Here is a 16,928-nt window from a genome sequence, read left to right as displayed (position 1 = left end):
CCCCGCCTCAGGTGGCCGGATCGATGGGCATGTGGTCCGCGATGGTGCGGGCTTGCCCGCGGAACTCGGCGACCACTCTGCCGGTGACCCCGTTCACCACCGCGCAGTCATAGATGGCGGTCCGGGCGGTCCGGGCGCGCTCGCTGGCGCGGGCGATCAGGCGGTCGCCGGGCTGCACGGGCCGCAGGAAGGCGATGCTGCAGGTCTGGGCCACCGACTGGTGGCCGCGGCTGTTGCAGGCGATGGACAGGGCCGTGTCGGCCAAGGTGAACAGCACGCCGCCATGGCAGGTGCCGAAGGCGTTGAGCGCGGCCGGGGGCACTGTCATCGCCAGCTCGGCTGCGCCCGGACCGGCGGCGATGAGCTCGAAGCCGAAGGCGCCGGCCGGGCGGTCGCCCGACAGCATGAACTGCGCCCAGCGCAGGGCTTCGGCCGCCAGATCCTCCGGATGCTCCAGGGGCGCGTTCATACCGCCATCCTGTCGGCTTTCTGCGGGACCGCGACGGGCCGGGCAGCGCCGCCCGACAGCGCGTCCATGGCGACGCGCGCGGCCGTGTCGATGTCGATCTCGCCGCGCGCCGCCCGACCAAGCATCTCGATGAAGGCCGCGTCTTCCGAGCCGAGAATGCGGCGCCGCATCTCGGCTGCGGCCCCATCGGCAACGAGGCGGCGGATGCGGGCGCGCCGTCGCGCTTGGGCATCTTCCGGCCGCGTGGTCGCGCAGGCGTCCACCGCCGCGAGCAGCTCAACCATGCCACACCCCTCGCTGGCGATGGTCTCCAGCACCGGGACATCCGCCTCCTCCTCCCGGCGCAGGCTCAGCATCGCCTTGAGCTGGCGGACCGTGCGGGGCGCGAGCGGCAGGTCGGCCTTGTTCACCACCAGGATGCTGGCGATCTCCAGTATGCCCGCCTTGATGGCCTGCACGTCATCGCCGAGGCCAGGCGCGTTCACGACGATCCGCACCGCCGCCACGTCGACGATTTCCACCTCCGACTGGCCCGCACCCACGGTCTCGATCACGATGACATCCCGGCCTGCGGCGTCGAGCACATCCACCACGTGGTGGATGCTCCGCGAGAGCCCGCCGAGATGCCCGCGCGAGGCGATGGAACGGATGAAGACGCCCGGGTCATCCGTATGGCGGCCCATACGGATGCGATCGCCCAGCACCGCCCCGCCCGAAAGGGGGCTCGAGGGATCCACCGCAATCACCCCCACCGTGCGGCCGCTCTTGCGCAGCTCGGCCACGAAGGCGTCCACCAGCGTCGACTTGCCGGCTCCGGGCGGGCCGGTGAACCCGATCGTGAGCGCCCTGCCGGTCGCGGGAAGGATCGCAGCGTGCAGCGCGGCGGCGGCGCTGCCGCCTTCCTCCATGAGGCTGATGGCCCGCGCCACCGCGCGGGAATCGCCGGCGCGCAGCCGCTGCGCCAGCGGGATCGGGGACGGGGCCATGGCGGTCCCGTCAGGCGATGATGAGGGGGTGGCCGAAGCCCAGCTCGCGGCGCAGGCAGCCCACCATCTCGCCATGGGTCACGCCCGCCTCGGCGGCTTCCACCACCTTCTCGAACACGTTCTCCCGCGCGCTGTTGGCGGCCCGTGCCAGCGCGTCGAGGGCGCGCGCCACCGCGTCCTGGCTGCGCTCGCGCTTGAACGCCTTGAAGCGCGCCACATGCCGCTCCATGGCAGCCGGGTCCGGTCGCTCGGCGGGGGGAATGGTTGGGTCTTCCTCCACCTGATAGCAGTTGACGCCGATGATCTTGCGCTCGCCGGTTTCCAGCTGTTCCTGGAAGGCGAGGGCGGAATCGCCGATCATGGTCTGCACCAGCCCGGCCTCCGCGGCCTTGTACATGCCGCCTGCCGCGTCGATCCGCGCGATCACCGCCTCGATCTCCGCCTCCATCTGGTCGGTCAGCCGCTCCACATAATAGGAACCGCCGAGAGGATCGATCACGGCGCAGAGCTGCGCCTCGTCGCGCAGGATGTTCTGCGTGGCGACCGCGATGCGCGCCGTCTCCTCGCTGGGGCAGGCGATGGCCTCGTCATAGGCGTCCGTGTGCATGGACTGGAGCCCGCTGAGGATGCCCGCCATGGCCTGGACCGAGACGCGGGCGATGTTGTTCAAAGGCTGCTGCTGGGTGAGGTCGACACCCGAGGTCTGGCCGTGGAACTTGAAGCGCCAGCAGGCGGGATCCTGCGCGCCAAGCCGCTCCCGGGCAATGCGCGCCCAGATGCGCCGCCCGGCGCGGAATTTGGCGATCTCCTCGAAGAAGGAGATGGAAATATCGAAGAAGAAGGTGAAGCGCCGCAGGACATCATCCACGTCCATGCCGCGCTCGATGCAGTCCTGCGCGTACTGGATCGCCGAGGACAAGGTGAAGCCCATGGTCTCCGCGGGCGTCGCCCCGGCCTGCTGCATGTGCTGGCCCACCACCGACAGGGGATTCCAATTGGGCACAGCGCGCCGGCAGAATTCGATGTGGTCCAAAAGCACCCGCCGCGAGCCGGGTAGGGACAGCCGGTAGAACTGGTGGTTGGCGATGAAGTGGGAAATGTAGTCGCTCTGGTTCGACGTGCCGGTGATGCTGCGCCAGTCGATGCCGCGCCGGCGCGCCACCCCAAGAGTGAAGGCCAGAAGGGTGAACGGCGAAGGGTCGTTCATTGCGGTGGAGATGGTGCCGAGGGGCACCCCGTCGAGCGCCTCGTCCATGTGATCGGTGGTGTTCACCACCGTGCCGCAGGTGCCAAGCAGCACCGGATCCACCTCGTCGCAATCGATGCCGCGGAAGCCCGAGCAGCACGGTAGGAGGCTGATGGCGGAGGCCCCCGCATCAATGATACGGCGGACACGAATATTATAATCCTGCGGCGTGCCGAGGCCGATGAGCTGGCGCTGGGTCCAGGTGCGCCCGCGATGCATGGATGGGTAAATGCCGCGGGTGAAGGGATATTGGCCGGGAAAGCCGAGATCCCCCAGATAACGCTCGCCCGACCAGTCGCGCGGCGAGTAGAGCGGCTGGACCTCGATGCCGGACCGGTTGCGGACCGGCCGCTCGCCAGCCATCTGGCGCGAATAGTCGGACCGCCACTGACCCGACGCCTGCTCGAACCCCGGGAGTGGAAGTTGCACCGCGGCCTGGTTCATGAGTTTACCTCCGAATAGGTATCGGCGCGTTGGGCGCGCGACTTCTGGCCGAGGAGCGTCACGCATTCGACGATCTCATCGCGGCCAGCCCCCGGACCGAACACCCGGCTGACGCCGGCCGCGGCGAGCGCCGGCTGCTCCGCCTCCGGTACGATCCCGCCCACTACGACACCCACATGGGCGAGCCCCGCAGCGCGCAGTTCCTCCATCATCTTCGGAACGATCAGGTGATCAGTGGCGAGCGAACTGATGCCGATGACGTCCACATCCTCTTCAGTGGCGAGCTTCACGACGCCCGGGATGGTCTGCCAGGGCGGCGTGTAGATCACCTCCATCCCAGCGTCGCGCAGATAGGCGGCAACGATCCGGCTGCCGCGATCATGTCCGTCGAGGCCGATCTTGGTGACGAGAACACGCAGAGGTCGCATGCCGGCGCCGATCATTTCCTGCTCGTCTTTCGTGTTGGCTGGATACCGAACGAGGCGACAATCTCGTCGACGACGGGCTCAAGGCCGCCAACGGAGCCACGATACCAGACCGGGGTCCAGTTCAGGGCGCCGATGAGCAGCAGCCGCATCAGCTTGGGATTGCGTCCGCCAGGAAGATGGAGGCCATCGATCAGCGCGCGGAAGCGCTCCTCATAGCGCTCGCGCTGGCACTTCAACTCTTCCGTCGCTTCTGGCACGTCCTCGGGCAGCACGCGGATGATGACGCGCGCATAGGCGCTCTCGTCGAGGATGGATTCAAGATGGGCCCGGACGGCGCAGCGGAAGCGCTTCACTGGATCGTGCTCCTCCGCGATCGCCTCATCGAAGTGTCGGATGATGCGATCCACGCCTTCCTGATAGACGGCCAAAAGCAGAGCGTGCTTGGTCGCCACATGGAAGTAGACCGCCCCCGGCGTAACGTTCGCGACCTGTGCGATGTCCCGCACGGTGGTGGCGTGGTAGCCGCGCTCGGCGAAAAAGATGGCGGCAGCGTCCTGCAAGGCAGGCCAGCGGCTTGATTGGCGTTTCGAGGCAGTCGAGGTCAAGGCATCACCTATCTGACTAAACGATCGTTTAGCATGCGCCGGATCGCGGCGCAAGTCTTCCATGGCGTCAGCATGGTCAATCGGCATGGAATCCTTCCACGCCGAACTCCAGCTTTCGATGCGGAGTTCATTGCGATGGCTCGCGAGGATGCGCTCTCCATCGTCTTTCGGCGTTTCCCGGAGCCGAAACCCATCAACGCCACGGCTCTTGTAGTGGCGGTCGGCCGGCGCAGAGCCTCGAGCGCGGGCAAGACTGGACGCCTGGCTGGGGTTCGTCGGACGGCAGGCGACGCCAGGTGGCCGACCGCGACGAACCATCTGGCCTGCAACCCTGCTCCGCTCGCTCATTCCTCGGCTCGGGCAACGGCTGGACGCTCTGGTAACAGCTGCGCATGGGGGCCGCGTTTGACCGGGGTGATGAGCGGCGGTTCGACAGGCGGATCGACCATCAGGTTCCACTTATCTGACGTTGTCGAGGGTATAGTTTGACTTTGTCCTTGCCCAGTTGATGAGCTGGGAGAGCGCATCGACCTGGTCATCGTGCAGGGCGCTCGGGAAGGCGAGGAGCTCGGTCCGGAATTCATCGAGCCAGGGAGCGGAGTGCGGAAGGAGGACGGCTCCGGATTCGATGGGAGCCGTGCACCAGGACATGCGCACCACCTTGTCGGCCTCCGGCTTGATCTCCTTGGCGTAGATGTGATCGGCGCGCAGATCCTGGATGAGGCTCTGGCCCGAGCCCTTGTCCTCGATGAGCACGATGTCGGCGTTCCACTGCTTCTTCTCGGCAATGATCCGCTTCTTCAGGGCCGGATATTCGAGCCGCGCCCGGACCACATCCAGGATGTGGATGGCCTCCTTGTGGACGAGGGCGGTGATCCCGACCGAGTAGTCATTGAGTTCGTTGGCCTTGGAGGCGGTATCCCAGCTCTGCACGATCCTGGTCTGATAGTCCTTCTTCTCGGGCAACCGGGTCCACCTGCCGAACCACTCCCATTGGACCATGTTGCCGCCGGCCGGCACGGGCTCTTGCAGATATTGCGCGGAGTAGGCGGCGGATCCCATGGCGGCGCGCAGCTCGTCCAGAACGCGCTGCGGCTCCCGCTCGGGGTGGAGCAGGTCACCGGCCTTGCGGAAGTGGAACCGGCCATTGCCGATGGGCACCTGCATGTCTTCGGCGGCGATGGCCGAGAGGTTGAGGTGGGTCCAGCCTCCGGCCTTGAGCACGTGCCCCACCAGGTCGTCGACGTGGAGGCGCTGCATGACGAGGACGATGGCGTCGCTGCGCTTGTCGTCGAGGCGCGAGAGCAACGTCTCGTCGAACCAGTCGTTGACGTTGGTTCTGAGCGTATCGGAGCGGGCATCGTCCGCCTTCATGGCGTCATCGATGATGATGATCGAGCCGCCGCGCCCGGTCAGGGCGCCGCCCACGGTGGCCGTCAGGCGGAAGCCCCCGCGGGTGGTTCGGACCTCGTCCTCCGTGTCCTTGCGGGGATCGATCCGCATCAAGGGGAACAGCGCCTTGTACCACGCAGTCCGCATGATGCTGCGGCAGCTGTTGGCGTGGGCCGTGGCGAGGCCGCGCCCGTAGGAGGCGCAGATGATGCGCCGGTGGGGGTCATGGCCGAGCATCCAGGCCGGAAACGCAATGGAGGCATAGAGGGATTTGAGGCTGCGTGGCGGCAGGGTGATGACGAGGCGCTTGCAGTGCCCGTCGGCCACCAGGGTCAAATGGTGGGCCAGCGCGTCCAGATGCCAATTGTGCAGGTAATCGCGGCCGCCCGCCACGTCGTAGAAGCACCGTTCGGCGAAGGCGCCGAGATCCTGCCGGAGAATCGCCTGGAGCAGGCGCCCGTCGGAAAGGGCACCTGTCGGATTTTGGCCGGCGATGAACGGGAGCGGGTTCATGCGCCGTCCTCCTCGCCATCGCTGTGCCGGCGCGCGAAGCGTTCCAGGATCGCCTGGTCTTCCTCGACCAGCTGCTGCATGGTGAGCTTGTCGAACACCTCGGCAACCTCCTCCACGAGCCCCGCCTCGCGGGCGATCCGGAACACCTGATCGCTCGCCTTGGGATCGCCCTTCAGCGCATTGTTCAGGTTGGTGTGGACGAGCGCCTCGAGCTTCGTGATGCGTTTCGTGCCTTGGGGCGTTTGGACCTTGATCTTTTCGTTCAGGATCGCGCCGACGGTGGCCTTGAAGCTCTTGCTGCCCTTTTGCCTGCCCTTGGGATTGCCCGACTGGCCCGGCTTGAAGCGGGTGTCGCGCGGCGGGTTGCCGTAGCCGACCTTATAGGCCTCATCGCTTTTCCGGCGCTGCGCATCATCGCTCATGGCCGCTTGCCTCCCATCGTGGCCTGAACGGCCGCCTCCGCGCAGGACGGGGCCTCCGGCTCTGACTTGCGCCGCGCCGCGACCTCATCGAAGGTCTCGCCCGTGGCCGCGAGGATTGCATCGTCCCTGGCGAAGAGCTGCCAGCGCCGGATGGCGGTGTCGCAATGGGAGGGATCGAGTTCGATGGCCCGGGCGCGGCGGCCGGTCTTCTGCGCGGCGATGAGGATGGTGCCGGAGCCGCAAAACGGGTCGAGGACGATGCCGCCGCGCCGCGAGCAGTCCTTGAGCGCGTCCGCCACCATGGCCACCGGCTTCACCGTGGGATGAAGCTGCAGGGCCTCCCGCGATTCCTTCGTGGGCGAGGTGATGCCGCGATAGTTCCAGACGTTCGTGCGATGCCGCCCGTTCTGGCCCAGCTCGAACGCGTTGATATGGGGAGCGGTGCCGTTCTTGAAGGCGAAGATGAGCTCATGGCGGGAGCGGTAGAAAGTCCCCATCCCGGCATTGTCCTTGGCCCAGACGATGAGGTTCTTCAGCTCGCGGAAGACCGCCCGCCCGGCCGCGCTGATCTCCTCCATGTGGCGCCAGTCCATGCAGATGAAGTGGATGGAGCCGTCCTCGCTCCAGGCGGCCATGGGCCGGAATGCGGAAGTGAGGAACGCCACGAAGGCGTCCTGCGACATCTCCCCGGAGGCCATCACGAACTCGCGGTGTCCGTTCGAGTTGCTTACATTGCCGCGGATGCGGACATTGTAGGGCGGGTCGGTGAAGACCATCTGGGCCCGCTCAGCCCCGCCGTCGCGTGCGGTGGACATCAGGGCGCGATAGACCTCATCGTCCCGGGCATCGCCGCAGGCAAGGCGGTGGTTGCCAAGCCGCCAGATGTCGCCCGGGCGGCTCACTGCGAGGGGGACCGGCTCGGGCAGGGCGTCGTCGCGCTCATCCTGGGGCGTCTGCCCGGTCTCGGCGGTATCGAGGAGGGTGTCGACCTCCGCCACCGAAAAGCCGGTGATGGCGATGTCGATCTCGCCCGCATCCCCCAGGATCAATTCCAGCTCGCCGGCGAGAATGTCGTCGTCCCAGCCCGCATTCAGGGCGAGCTTGTTGTCGGCAAGCACATAGGCCCGCTTCTCCGCCGCGCTCATGGACGACAGCCTCAGGCACGCGATGGCGTCCATCCCGATGAGCTTCGCCGCCTCGACCCGGCCGTGGCCGGCGAGGATCATGTCGCCATCGTCGATCAGGACCGGATTGGTGAAGCCGAAGCGCCTCATACTATCGGCGATCTGCCCGATCTGCTTCTTCGAATGGGTGCGTGCGTTACGCGGATAGGGCTTCAGCCGGGCAACCGGGATCATCTCGATCCGCTCGCCATAGGTCTTGACCGGATCCCCCGGCGGCATGGAGCACTTTGCCTGTCGTCCCTTCATCTCTCAGGCTCCCGGGATTGCGCTGCCTCGCCGCCGGAGGCCGTGGCCTCCCGGATTTCCTGCCCGGCGACCTGCAGGCTCGTGACATGCAGCATCACTGCCGCGCTATAGAGCTTGAGCGAGAGGGGAAGCGCGTCGATCGTCCGCCCCTCCAACCCTGGCGGCATGTATCCGGCCCCGACCGTTTGCTCGAAACGGCGGATCGCTTCCTCGACCTTTGCAGGATCGGTCTGGTCGAAGGGAAGACCCGGATCGAGACCGAAGGCCTTTCGGGCCTCTGCCCGGCGCCGGGCGCGCGCCAGGCTTCTGGAAAGCGCATCAAATGCGGGGCGTGCGGCATCCCTGATGAACGACATGGACTGCACCAGGTCGACGATCAGGTCGAAAATGCTTTCGGGCGGCGCGGCATCGGCCCGCAATTGGGCCTCCCGGAGCAAGTCGGGCCCCTCCTCCCGCCATCGTTTCAGCGCGCGTCGGACGTCCTTGTCCTCATAGCCGCGCTGTCTCAGGAAAGGCGTGAGCTCGGCATGGGGCATGCCGATGGCTCCATCGGCGAACGCGGCGAGCACGCGGCGATCTTGCTGCGCGAACGGGGCCGTCCCCTTCGGCCGGCCACGGGGCCGTTTTGGCAGCGGATTGGATGGACGCGGGCTCATGGTCGAAACACTCCAGTGCCCGCAGTATCAGGAGGCCGATGGCCTTCGGGCAAGGGAAATGAATTCGCGGAAACGAACTTAAATATGCCCCCCATACACGGGGAGCGGACCGGATCTGCGGGGAGATATCCCTGCTCCCGCGGGCGGATTGCCTGCAAGGCAATCACAATTCCCTGCAGGGCGGTCCAGGGAATTTGCCGTGCAAGCCTTTGTTGGAGCACTCTTTCTCGGCGCGCCGAGGGCCCGGTTTTCCCCGGAACTCGCGGATTTTCCCTGCAAATTCCCCAAAAGCAGGGAATTCCCCGCAGAGACGGGTTCGCTGCAGACTGCCTCGTCAGCCACTCCCGTTTCCGACACAAGCCTCGGCTCTGCCTCGCGATTTTCGTCACGAGGGCTGTCCCTCCGCGGGCACGCCCGCGTGACGGCCCCTCCGCGGGCACGCCCGCGTGACGGCCGGTGTGTCCCCCAGCCCGAGCGGCGGCCCCGTCGGGGAGCCATCGTCGCAGGTCATCCCTTCCGGCGCCGGGATGCCGCGACCTGGAGCAGGGTGGCGGCGAGGGTGAGGCAGATGCCGAGCAGGCTCACCGCCGTCCAGCCGCCCATGCTCCAGCCGAGCGTCGCCAGCGCGGAACCGAGCGCGCCGCCGAGGAACATGGCGCCCATCAGCACCGTGTTGAGACGCGCCCTCGCCGCTGGGCGCAGGGCGAAGATGATGTGCTGGTTGGAGATCAGCGCGATCTGCATGCCGAAATCCAGCAGCACGACGCCGGTGACAAGGCCGGCGATGCTGCCCCACGTGCCGAAGATGAGCCAGGAGGCCAGCGCCACGCCGGCGCCCATCAGCACGGTGCCGGCAGTACCGTTCCTGTCGGCGAAGCGGCCGGCGAGCGGGGCGGCGAGGATGCCCACCGCTCCCACCAGTCCGAACAGGCCGGCGACGTCGGCGCCGAGCCCGAACGCGGGCTGGGCCAGGTGGAAGGGCAGGATGGTCCAGAACACGGTGAAGGCGGCGAACAGGGCCGCCTGCGTCAGCGCCGCGAGGCGCAGCGCCGGGAATTCCAGCCACAGGTGGCCGATGGAGCGCAGCAGGCTGCCGTAGCCCATGCTGGAATCGGGCGCGCTGCGGGGCAGGGTCGCGGCCATCAGTCCGGCGGCGGCGAGCGCGATGGGCACCGCCAGCCAGAACATCTCGCGCCAGCCGGCATGGGTGGCGACGAAGCCGGCGAGGGTCCGGCTGAGGAGGATGCCCGTGAGCAGGCCGGCCATCACCGTGCCCACCGTCGCCCCGCGCCGCTCGGGCGCGGCCAGATGGGCGGCCAGCGGAACGATCTGCTGGGCCACGGTGGCGAGAAAGCCGATGAGCAGCGAGGCCGCCACCATCGAGGCCGCGCCCGGCGCGGTCGCCGCCAGCGCCAGCGCCGCGGCGAGCAGGGTGAACTGGATGATGATGAGCCGGCGCCGCTCCACGAGATCGCCCAGCGGGACCAGCAGGAACAGGCCGACCGCGTAGCCGAGCTGGGTCGCGGTGGGGATGGCGGTCGACAGGGGGCCCGGCAGGTCCTTCACCATCAGCGCCAGCATGGGCTGGTTGTAATAGATGTTGGCGACGGCGGTGCCGGCGGCTGCGGCCATGGCGAAGGTGCGGCCGAGGCCGGGGGCCTCCTGCGCGGCGGCGGTCTCGATGGAGGGCGTCTCAAGCGGCATGGGATGTCTCCTGCGCCGCCATCCTGGGGCACGAGCATGGATCGTTCCTGCACAGATAAGGCCCTGGGCGAAACGTTATAGTCTGATTGCACGATGCATAATTATATCGCAGGGTGATATGATGGATTTTGTCGCCCTTGCCCTGTTCCGCGAGGTGGCGACCGCGGGCAGCCTTGCCGCGGCCGCGCGGCGGCTGCGGCTGTCGCCCATGAAGGCGACGCGGCTCATCGCCGGGCTCGAGGAGGAGCTGGGCGTCCGCCTCCTGCACCGGACCACCCGTGCCCTTTCCCTCACCGACGAGGGGGCGGTGTTCCTGCCCCATGCCCGCGCGCTGGTGGAGGAGAAGGCGGCGGCGCTGGCCAGCGTCACGGGCGCGCGGGCGGAAGCTTCCGGCCTGCTGCGCATCACCGCCTCGATCGCCTTCGGCCGGCAGGTGGTGGCGCCGCTGGCGGTGGAGTTCATGACGCTGCATCCCGCCGTGCAGGTGGACCTGCAATTGACCGACACGGTGCTCGATATCGTCGCCGAGGGGATCGACCTTGCCCTGCGCATCGCCGCGCCGGGCGACAGCGAGCTCATCGCCCGGCGGCTGGCCGACAGTCCGCAGCAGCTGGTGGCGACACCGTCCTATCTGGCGCGGTGCGGGACGCCCGCGACCCTGTCCGACCTGCTGCAGCATGAGTGCCTCACCAGCGGCGCGCGCGCCAACTGGAGCTTCGAGGCCGGCTCCGCGCGTCGGACGGTGCGGGTCGCCGGGCGCTTCACCGCCAATTCCGCCGACGCCATCCTGGAGGCCTGCCGCGGCGGGCTCGGCATCGCCAACCTGTCACGTTGGACCGTGGGAGGAGACCTCGCCTCCGGCCGCCTGAGGGAGATCACGCTCGAGGATGCGGTGCCGGTGCCGTTCGCCATCTGGGCGGTCTATCCCAGCCGGCGGATGGTGCCGGCGAAGGTGCGCCTGTTCATCGATGCGCTCGCCGCCCGGCTGGGCCCGAGCCCGGTGGCCGCCGACTTCGTGCACACCGCCGGGACGCCGGCCTGAGGCCGGCAGCGGGCGGGGCGGCCCCGTCAGGCCTCGCACGCCTCACGGGCCGCGACCGGAACATTCGCGCGGCCGAGCCACACCAGCAGCAGGCCGGCGGCCGCCAGCAGAGCGCCCGAGACGGGCACCGCCGCATAGCCGAGGCCGAGGCTGAGCACCGCTCCGCCCACCGCCGCGCCGATGGCGTTGCCCAGGTTGAACGCGCCGATGTTGATGGAGGAGGCGAGGCCCGGCGCCTCGGCCGCCGCCTGCATCACCCGCATCTGCACCGGCGGCACCAGCCCGAATGTGGCGGCGCCCCACACCAGCAGGCTCGCCGCCGCGCCCGCGTGGCTGGCGAGGGCGAATGGCAGCAGCAGCATGATGACGGCGACGGCTGCGAGGAAGATGCGCGTGGCGCCCTCCACCGACCAGTCCGCCAGCCGTCCGCCCAGCATGTTGCCGAGGGTGAAGCCGACGCCGATGAGCACCAGCGACAGGGTGACGAAGCTGTTCGTCGCGCCGGTGATCCGCTCGAGCACCGGGGCCACATAGGTATAGAGCGTGAACATGGCGGCCGAGCCCATGACGGTGGTGGCCATGGCCATGAGGACGGCCGGGCGCGTCAGCACCTTCAGCTCGCGCCGCACGTGGGGCACGGTGCCGGCCTCGCCGCGCGGCAAGGCGAGCCACAGGGCGGCGATGGCGAGGAGGCCGAGCCCGGCCGTCCCCGCGAAGGCCATGCGCCAGCCGATCTGCTGGCCGATCCAGGTGGCGGCCGGCACGCCGCCCACGTTGGCGATGGTGAGGCCCATGAACATGGTGGCGACCGCGCTCGCCTGCCGGTCCTTGGGCACCACGCTCGCCGCCACGATGGCGCCGAGGCCGAAGAAGGCGCCATGGTTGAGGCTGGTCACCAGCCGGGAGAGGAGCAGGGTGGTGTAGCCCGGCGCCAGCGCGGACATGAGGTTGCCGATGGTGAAGATGGCCATCAGCAGCATCAGCGCCGTGCGCTTGCCGAACCGGCTGAAGGCTAGCGTCATCACCGGCGCGCCCACCAGCACGCCCACCGCATAGGCGCTCACCAGCAGGCCGGCGGCGGGGATGGAGACATCCACCCCCTGCGCGATCACCGGCAGGAGGCCCATGGGGGTGAACTCGGTGGTGCCGATGCCGAACGCGCCGATGGCGAGGGCGACGAGCGGCCAGTTCATGCCGCCCGCGGTGGCGGCGGCGGTTTCGGAGGCGGGGGCAGTCATGGCGCGTCCTGTGTGAACGGGTGTCGGGGCAGCTGGCGGGATGCGGCGATCACGCATCCCAGGCGGGGGCGAGACCTTCCGGATTCACCCGCCGTCCGTCGGGGCGGGCGAGGGAGGCGATGCGCGCCATCTCCGCCGCATCGAGGGTGAAGTCGAACACGGCCATGTTCTCGGCGACGCGTTCCGGCCGGGCGGTCTTGGAGAGCACCACATGGCCCTGCTGGATGAGCCAGCGCAGGCCGACCTGCGCCGCGCTCTTGCCGCGGCGGGCGCCGATCTCCCGGAGCACCGGATCGCGCGGCACCGCCCCGTCCGCCATGGCGAAATAGGCGGTGAGCGCGACGCCCGCGGCCTTCGCGGCTGCCGCCATGGCGCTCTGGTCGAGATAGGGGTGCATCTCGATCTGGTTGGTGACGATGGGGGCGCGGCTCGCCGCGACCGATTCCCGCAACTGGGCGACGTTCTGGTTGCTGACGCCGATGAAGCGGGTGCGCCCGGCCTCGGCCACTTCATTGATGAGCGCGATCTGGTCGGCGACGGGCACCTTGTCGCCCGGCCAGTGGAGCAGCAGCAGGTCCACCTGCTCCACGCCGAGCTTGTCGAGGCTCTCGGCCACCGAGGGGGCGAACAGGGCAGGGCTGTATTTGTCCACCCACACCTTGGTGGTGAGGAACAGATCGTTCCGGCGCGCGCCGGCGGCGGCCAGCGCCCGGCCCAGGGCCGCCTCGTTGCCGTAGATCTGGGCGGTGTCGAAATGGCGGAAGCCGGCTTCCAGCGCCGCGGGCACCACGCGCTCCACCTCGGCATCCGACATGCGGAACACGCCGAAGCCGAGCGCGGGGATCTCGGCGCCGTGGGCGGTTACGGTCTGCATGGGTCTCTCCTGTCACCGGCGGACGCGGCCGGGCCGATGGGAATTGCGTTCCACGTGGATCGGAGATACGCCCCCGTCCACGCCTTGATAATCGCGTGCGCCTGCACATTATCTGTGAAGCTCTTTCACAGGCGGGTGCCATGGATAATCGTGCCGGCGAGATGCAGGTGTTCCGGCGGGTGGTGGAGGCGGGCAGCTTCTCGGAGGCCGCGCGCCTGCTGATGATGACTCCCTCCACCGTGAGCAAGCTCATCGGCCGGATCGAGGCGCGGCTCGGCGTGCGGCTGGTGGAGCGGTCCACGCGCCGGCTGTCCCTCACCGCGGAGGGGCAGGTCTATTACGAGCGCAGCGTCGCGCTGCTGGATGATCTCGACATTCTGGAGCGCGACCTCCTGCGCGGCGCCACCTGCGCCGGCGGGACCGTGCGGGTGAATGCGTCGGTCGCGTTCGGCATCATGGCGCTGGAGCCGCTCCTGCCCGCCTTCTGGGCGGAGCATCCCAACATTGCGGTGGATCTCTCCCTGTCCGACGAGATCATCGATCTCTACCTTGATCGCACGGATGTGGCCTTCCGCATCGGCCCGTTGCAGGATTCCTCCATGACCGTGCGGCGGCTGGGCATCGCCCGGCGCCGGATCGTGGCGGCGCCGGCCTACCTCACGCGCCATGGCGTGCCGCGGACGGCGGAGGACCTCGCCCATCACAACTGCCTCGGCTTCAATTTCCGCCGGGCCGCGCCGGTCTGGCCGCTGCGCGAGAGCGGGCGCATCGTCGACCGCGCGGTGACGGGATCGCTCCTCGCCAACAATGGCGAGACCGTGCGCCGCCTGGCGGTGGCCGCCGTCGGCATCGCCCGCCTCGGCGACTATCACGCCCGCGACGATCTGGCCGCCGGCCGCCTCGTCGAGGTGCTGGCCGACGTGGTGGAGAGCGACGAGGAGCCCATCAACGCGCTTTATCTCGGCGGCCCGAGGATGCCCCAGCGGGTGCGGGTGTTCCTCGATTTCATGTGTCCGCGGCTGCAGGCGTTCGTCGAGGGGTGAAGGCGCGCGCCGCCGCCGGGTCCGGTCGCGGCAGCGGGGCGGTAGCCTGCTCCCGGGCGACGGTCGCGTCCGGGTGTCCGCAGGCGGCGAGGTGGACAGGGGGGAGGTGCCTGTGCATGTTAGCGCCGTCGCGGCGGGTCCCCGGGCCCGCCGGTGTGAGGGTTGACGGAGGGTCGCGTGGCGGAAGTTGGGGGCCGCAAGGCGGAGATTCTCGAAGTGATTGCGGCCGAAGCCTCGATCGACCCGTCCATCATCGCGGCCGACACCAGCGTCTCGGATCTCGGCATCAGCTCCCTCGACCTGATCGAGCTCATCTTCAAGATCGAGGAGCGGTTCGGCGTCGAGATCCCGGCCGAGGGCGGCCCGCTGGAGAACACCGACGTGAAGGTGTTCGAGCTCCTGGACGCCATCGAGAAGATCATCGACGCCGGCAAGGGCACGGTGGCGCCGAACGCCCCGGCTTCATGAACGGACATCCCGGCATGCAGGCACCCCGCCGCGTCGCCATCACCGGCATGGGCGCGGTATCCGCCCTCGGTCTCGGCATTACGGCCCATCTGGACGCGCTGCGCGGGGCGAAGGGCGGCCTCGGGCCGCTGACGCTCGTCCCACACGACAAGGTGAAGACCCGCCTCGCCGGCGAGGTGCCCGCCTTCGCGCCCGAGGCGCATTTCGACCCGCGCCAGCTGGGCATGCTGGACCGCTCCGGCCAGCTCGCCCTCATCGCCGCGGCGGAAGCCATGGCCACCGCCGGCGCGGTGATCGACCCCGATGCCCGCCAGCGCGCCGGCGTCATCTTCGGCGCGGCGGTGGGCTGCCAGTCGCTCGAGGAGGGCTACCAGCGCATCCTCGTCGACAACGGGCGGCCGCATCCCTTCACGGTGCCGCGCGCCATGCCGTCCTCGGCGGCGAGCCACATTTCCATGGCGCACCGCATCCTCGGGCCGAGCTTCGCCACGGCCTCCGCCTGCTCGTCCGCCTCCCATGCCATCGGCCTCGCCTTCCAGATGGTGCGCGGCGGCCTGATCGACGTGGCGGTGACCGGCGGCTGCGAGGCGCCGCTCACCATCGGCATGATGAAGAGCTGGGAGGCGCTGCGCGTCACCTCCTCCGACACCTGCCGCCCGTTCTCCAAGGACCGCTCCGGCCTCGTGCTCGGCGAAGGCGCGGCGGCGCTGGTGCTGGAGGACATGGAGCGGGCGCGGGCGCGCGGGGCGACCATTCTCGGCGAGATCGTCGGCTTCGGCATGAGCGCCGACGGCGCCGACCTCACCGCGCCTGACGCGGCCAGCTGCGCGCGCGCCATCGCCGCCGCTCTCGACGATGCCGGCCTCGCGCCCGATGCGGTGGATTATGTGAACGCCCACGGCACCGGCACGGTGCTGAACGACAAGACCGAGACCGCCGCCCTGCGCGCGGTTCTGGGCGAGGGGCTGGCGCGGGTGCCGGTGTCCTCGGTGAAGGCCATGACCGGCCATTGCCTCGGCGCGGCCGGCGGGCTCGGGGCGGTGACGGCGCTGCTCGCGCTCGGCCACGGCTTCTTCCCGCCCACCCTGAACTTCCGCGAGCCCGACCCGGACTGCGACCTCGACTGCGTGCCCAACGCCGCGCGGGAGGGCGCGCCGGAGGTGGCGCTGGTGAACGCCTTCGCCTTCGGCGGCCTCAACGCGGTGCTGGCGCTGCGCAAGGCGGCCTGAGCCGCCCCGCGCCAGTTCGGAGGAAACGCCTCAGTCGATGGTGAGGCGGATCTCGCCCACGCCCTCGACCCCGCCTTCCAGCACATCGCCGCGCGCCACCGGGCCGACCCCGGCCGGCGTGCCGGCGAAGATCAGGTCGCCGGGAGCGAGGCGGAACAGGGTGGAGAGGGTGGCGATCATCTCCGGCACCTTCCAGATCATCTGGTTGAGGTCGCCGTTCTGGCGCACCTCATTGTTGATCTTCAGGAAGATGCGGCCGGCGGAGGGATGGCCGATGGTGCCCACGGGCACCACGGCGGAGCAGGGCGCGCCCTCCTCGAACGCCTTGGCGATCTCCCACGGCCGGCCCAGCTTCTTGGCCTCGGCCTGCAGGTCGCGCCGGGTGAGATCGAGGCCCACCGCATAGCCGAACACGTGGTCCAGCGCCTTCTCCACCGGAATGTCCTCGCCGCCGGACTTCAGCGCCACCACCAGCTCCACCTCGTGGTGCACGTCCCTGGTCATGCGCGGGTAGGAGATGGTCGCGCCGGAATGCACCAGCGTGTCCGGGTTCTTCTGGAAGAAGAACGGCGGCTCCTTGCTGGGGTCGTGGCCCATCTCCACCGCGTGATCGGCGAAGTTGCGGCCGACGCAATAGATGCGGTGCACCGGGAACAGCGCGTCGCTGCCCACGACGGGCAGGGCAGGGATGGCGGGGGGCGCAACGACGTAGCTCACCATGGGGAGGCTCCGGAAAAGG

At 69.1% G+C, this 16,928-nt stretch carries 17 protein-coding genes; 4 read left to right on the top strand and 13 right to left on the bottom strand.

Translation table 11 applies throughout. From position 1 onward, the window contains the following. Positions 1-7 precede the first annotated feature (7 nt). The 10 genes from paaI to V5F49_RS05780 form a co-directional block, all read right to left on the bottom strand. A complete protein-coding gene (gene paaI / locus V5F49_RS05825; protein ID WP_394116031.1) occupies positions 8-469 on the bottom strand; it encodes a hydroxyphenylacetyl-CoA thioesterase PaaI in 462 nt (153 codons plus the stop codon). Further along, the gene (meaB, locus tag V5F49_RS05820; protein WP_394116032.1) at positions 466-1,455 is read right to left on the bottom strand and encodes a methylmalonyl Co-A mutase-associated GTPase MeaB; all 990 of its coding nucleotides are present in this window, start codon (positions 1,453-1,455) and stop codon (positions 466-468) included. The genes paaI and meaB overlap by 4 nt, the downstream gene beginning before the upstream one ends. Positions 1,456-1,465: 10 nt before the next feature. Continuing rightward, the gene (locus tag V5F49_RS05815) at positions 1,466-3,145 is read right to left on the bottom strand and encodes a pivalyl-CoA mutase large subunit (protein ID WP_394116033.1); all 1,680 of its coding nucleotides are present in this window, start codon (positions 3,143-3,145) and stop codon (positions 1,466-1,468) included. Continuing rightward, positions 3,142-3,588 carry a cobalamin B12-binding domain-containing protein gene (locus tag V5F49_RS05810; protein WP_394116034.1) on the bottom strand — a complete coding sequence of 149 codons (447 nt, stop codon included), beginning with the start codon at positions 3,586-3,588 and terminating at the stop codon, positions 3,142-3,144. The genes V5F49_RS05815 and V5F49_RS05810 overlap by 4 nt, the downstream gene beginning before the upstream one ends. After that, the gene (locus V5F49_RS05805) at positions 3,585-4,526 is read right to left on the bottom strand and encodes a TetR/AcrR family transcriptional regulator (protein ID WP_394116035.1); all 942 of its coding nucleotides are present in this window, start codon (positions 4,524-4,526) and stop codon (positions 3,585-3,587) included. The genes V5F49_RS05810 and V5F49_RS05805 overlap by 4 nt, the downstream gene beginning before the upstream one ends. 111 nt (positions 4,527-4,637) lie before the next feature. Further along, positions 4,638-6,083: a phage terminase large subunit gene (gene terL, locus V5F49_RS05800; protein ID WP_394116036.1), complete on the bottom strand. Its 1,446-nt coding sequence runs from the start codon at positions 6,081-6,083 to the stop codon at positions 4,638-4,640. Continuing rightward, complete coding sequence (locus tag V5F49_RS05795; RefSeq protein ID WP_394116037.1) at positions 6,080-6,505, bottom strand: DUF5681 domain-containing protein; 426 nt, start codon at positions 6,503-6,505, stop codon at positions 6,080-6,082. The genes terL and V5F49_RS05795 overlap by 4 nt, the downstream gene beginning before the upstream one ends. Further along, positions 6,502-7,935 (bottom strand): site-specific DNA-methyltransferase, encoded by a 1,434-nt coding sequence (locus V5F49_RS05790; RefSeq protein ID WP_394116038.1) that lies wholly within the window; start codon positions 7,933-7,935, stop codon positions 6,502-6,504. The genes V5F49_RS05795 and V5F49_RS05790 overlap by 4 nt, the downstream gene beginning before the upstream one ends. Next, positions 7,932-8,504 carry a hypothetical protein gene (locus V5F49_RS05785; protein WP_394116039.1) on the bottom strand — a complete coding sequence of 191 codons (573 nt, stop codon included), beginning with the start codon at positions 8,502-8,504 and terminating at the stop codon, positions 7,932-7,934. Before V5F49_RS05785 ends, V5F49_RS05790 begins: the two co-directional genes overlap by 4 nt. A 594-nt stretch (positions 8,505-9,098) precedes the next feature. After that, entirely contained in the window at positions 9,099-10,295 is a 1,197-nt protein-coding gene (locus V5F49_RS05780) for an MFS transporter (RefSeq protein WP_394116040.1), read from the bottom strand. A 118-nt stretch (positions 10,296-10,413) separates the two neighbouring features. On the opposite strand from V5F49_RS05780, the gene V5F49_RS05775 reads away from it, so the two are divergent. Continuing rightward, positions 10,414-11,337 carry a LysR substrate-binding domain-containing protein gene (locus tag V5F49_RS05775; protein WP_509210748.1) on the top strand — a complete coding sequence of 308 codons (924 nt, stop codon included), beginning with the start codon at positions 10,414-10,416 and terminating at the stop codon, positions 11,335-11,337. A 26-nt stretch (positions 11,338-11,363) separates the two neighbouring features. Here the strand turns inward: V5F49_RS05775 and V5F49_RS05770 are convergent, their stop codons facing one another. Both V5F49_RS05770 and V5F49_RS05765 read right to left on the bottom strand, forming a co-directional pair. Beyond that, positions 11,364-12,575, bottom strand: coding sequence for an MFS transporter (locus V5F49_RS05770; protein ID WP_394116042.1), 1,212 nt, complete (start codon positions 12,573-12,575; stop codon positions 11,364-11,366). A gap of 49 nt (positions 12,576-12,624) precedes the next feature. Then, positions 12,625-13,449: an aldo/keto reductase gene (locus V5F49_RS05765; RefSeq protein WP_394116043.1), complete on the bottom strand. Its 825-nt coding sequence runs from the start codon at positions 13,447-13,449 to the stop codon at positions 12,625-12,627. A gap of 140 nt (positions 13,450-13,589) precedes the next feature. Between V5F49_RS05765 and V5F49_RS05760 the strand changes: the two genes are divergently transcribed. The 3 genes from V5F49_RS05760 (at position 13,590) to V5F49_RS05750 (ending at position 16,189) form a co-directional block, all read left to right on the top strand. Further along, positions 13,590-14,492: a LysR substrate-binding domain-containing protein gene (locus tag V5F49_RS05760; protein ID WP_394116044.1), complete on the top strand. Its 903-nt coding sequence runs from the start codon at positions 13,590-13,592 to the stop codon at positions 14,490-14,492. Between the two features lie 177 nt (positions 14,493-14,669). After that, positions 14,670-14,960 carry an acyl carrier protein gene (locus tag V5F49_RS05755; protein ID WP_394116045.1) on the top strand — a complete coding sequence of 97 codons (291 nt, stop codon included), beginning with the start codon at positions 14,670-14,672 and terminating at the stop codon, positions 14,958-14,960. A 14-nt stretch (positions 14,961-14,974) separates the two neighbouring features. Further along, complete coding sequence (locus V5F49_RS05750; protein WP_394116046.1) at positions 14,975-16,189, top strand: beta-ketoacyl-[acyl-carrier-protein] synthase family protein; 1,215 nt, start codon at positions 14,975-14,977, stop codon at positions 16,187-16,189. 30 nt (positions 16,190-16,219) lie between these two features. On the opposite strand, the gene V5F49_RS05745 is transcribed toward V5F49_RS05750, so the two are convergent. Then, positions 16,220-16,909, bottom strand: a complete 690-nt coding sequence (locus V5F49_RS05745) for a fumarylacetoacetate hydrolase family protein (RefSeq protein WP_394116047.1) — start codon at positions 16,907-16,909, stop codon at positions 16,220-16,222. Positions 16,910-16,928: the final 19 nt, after the last annotated feature.

The sequence above is a fragment of the Xanthobacter lutulentifluminis genome (assembly GCF_043194675.2).
Lineage (GTDB): Bacteria > Pseudomonadota > Alphaproteobacteria > Rhizobiales > Xanthobacteraceae > Xanthobacter.
This window is presented reverse-complemented; position numbering and strand designations above follow the sequence as displayed.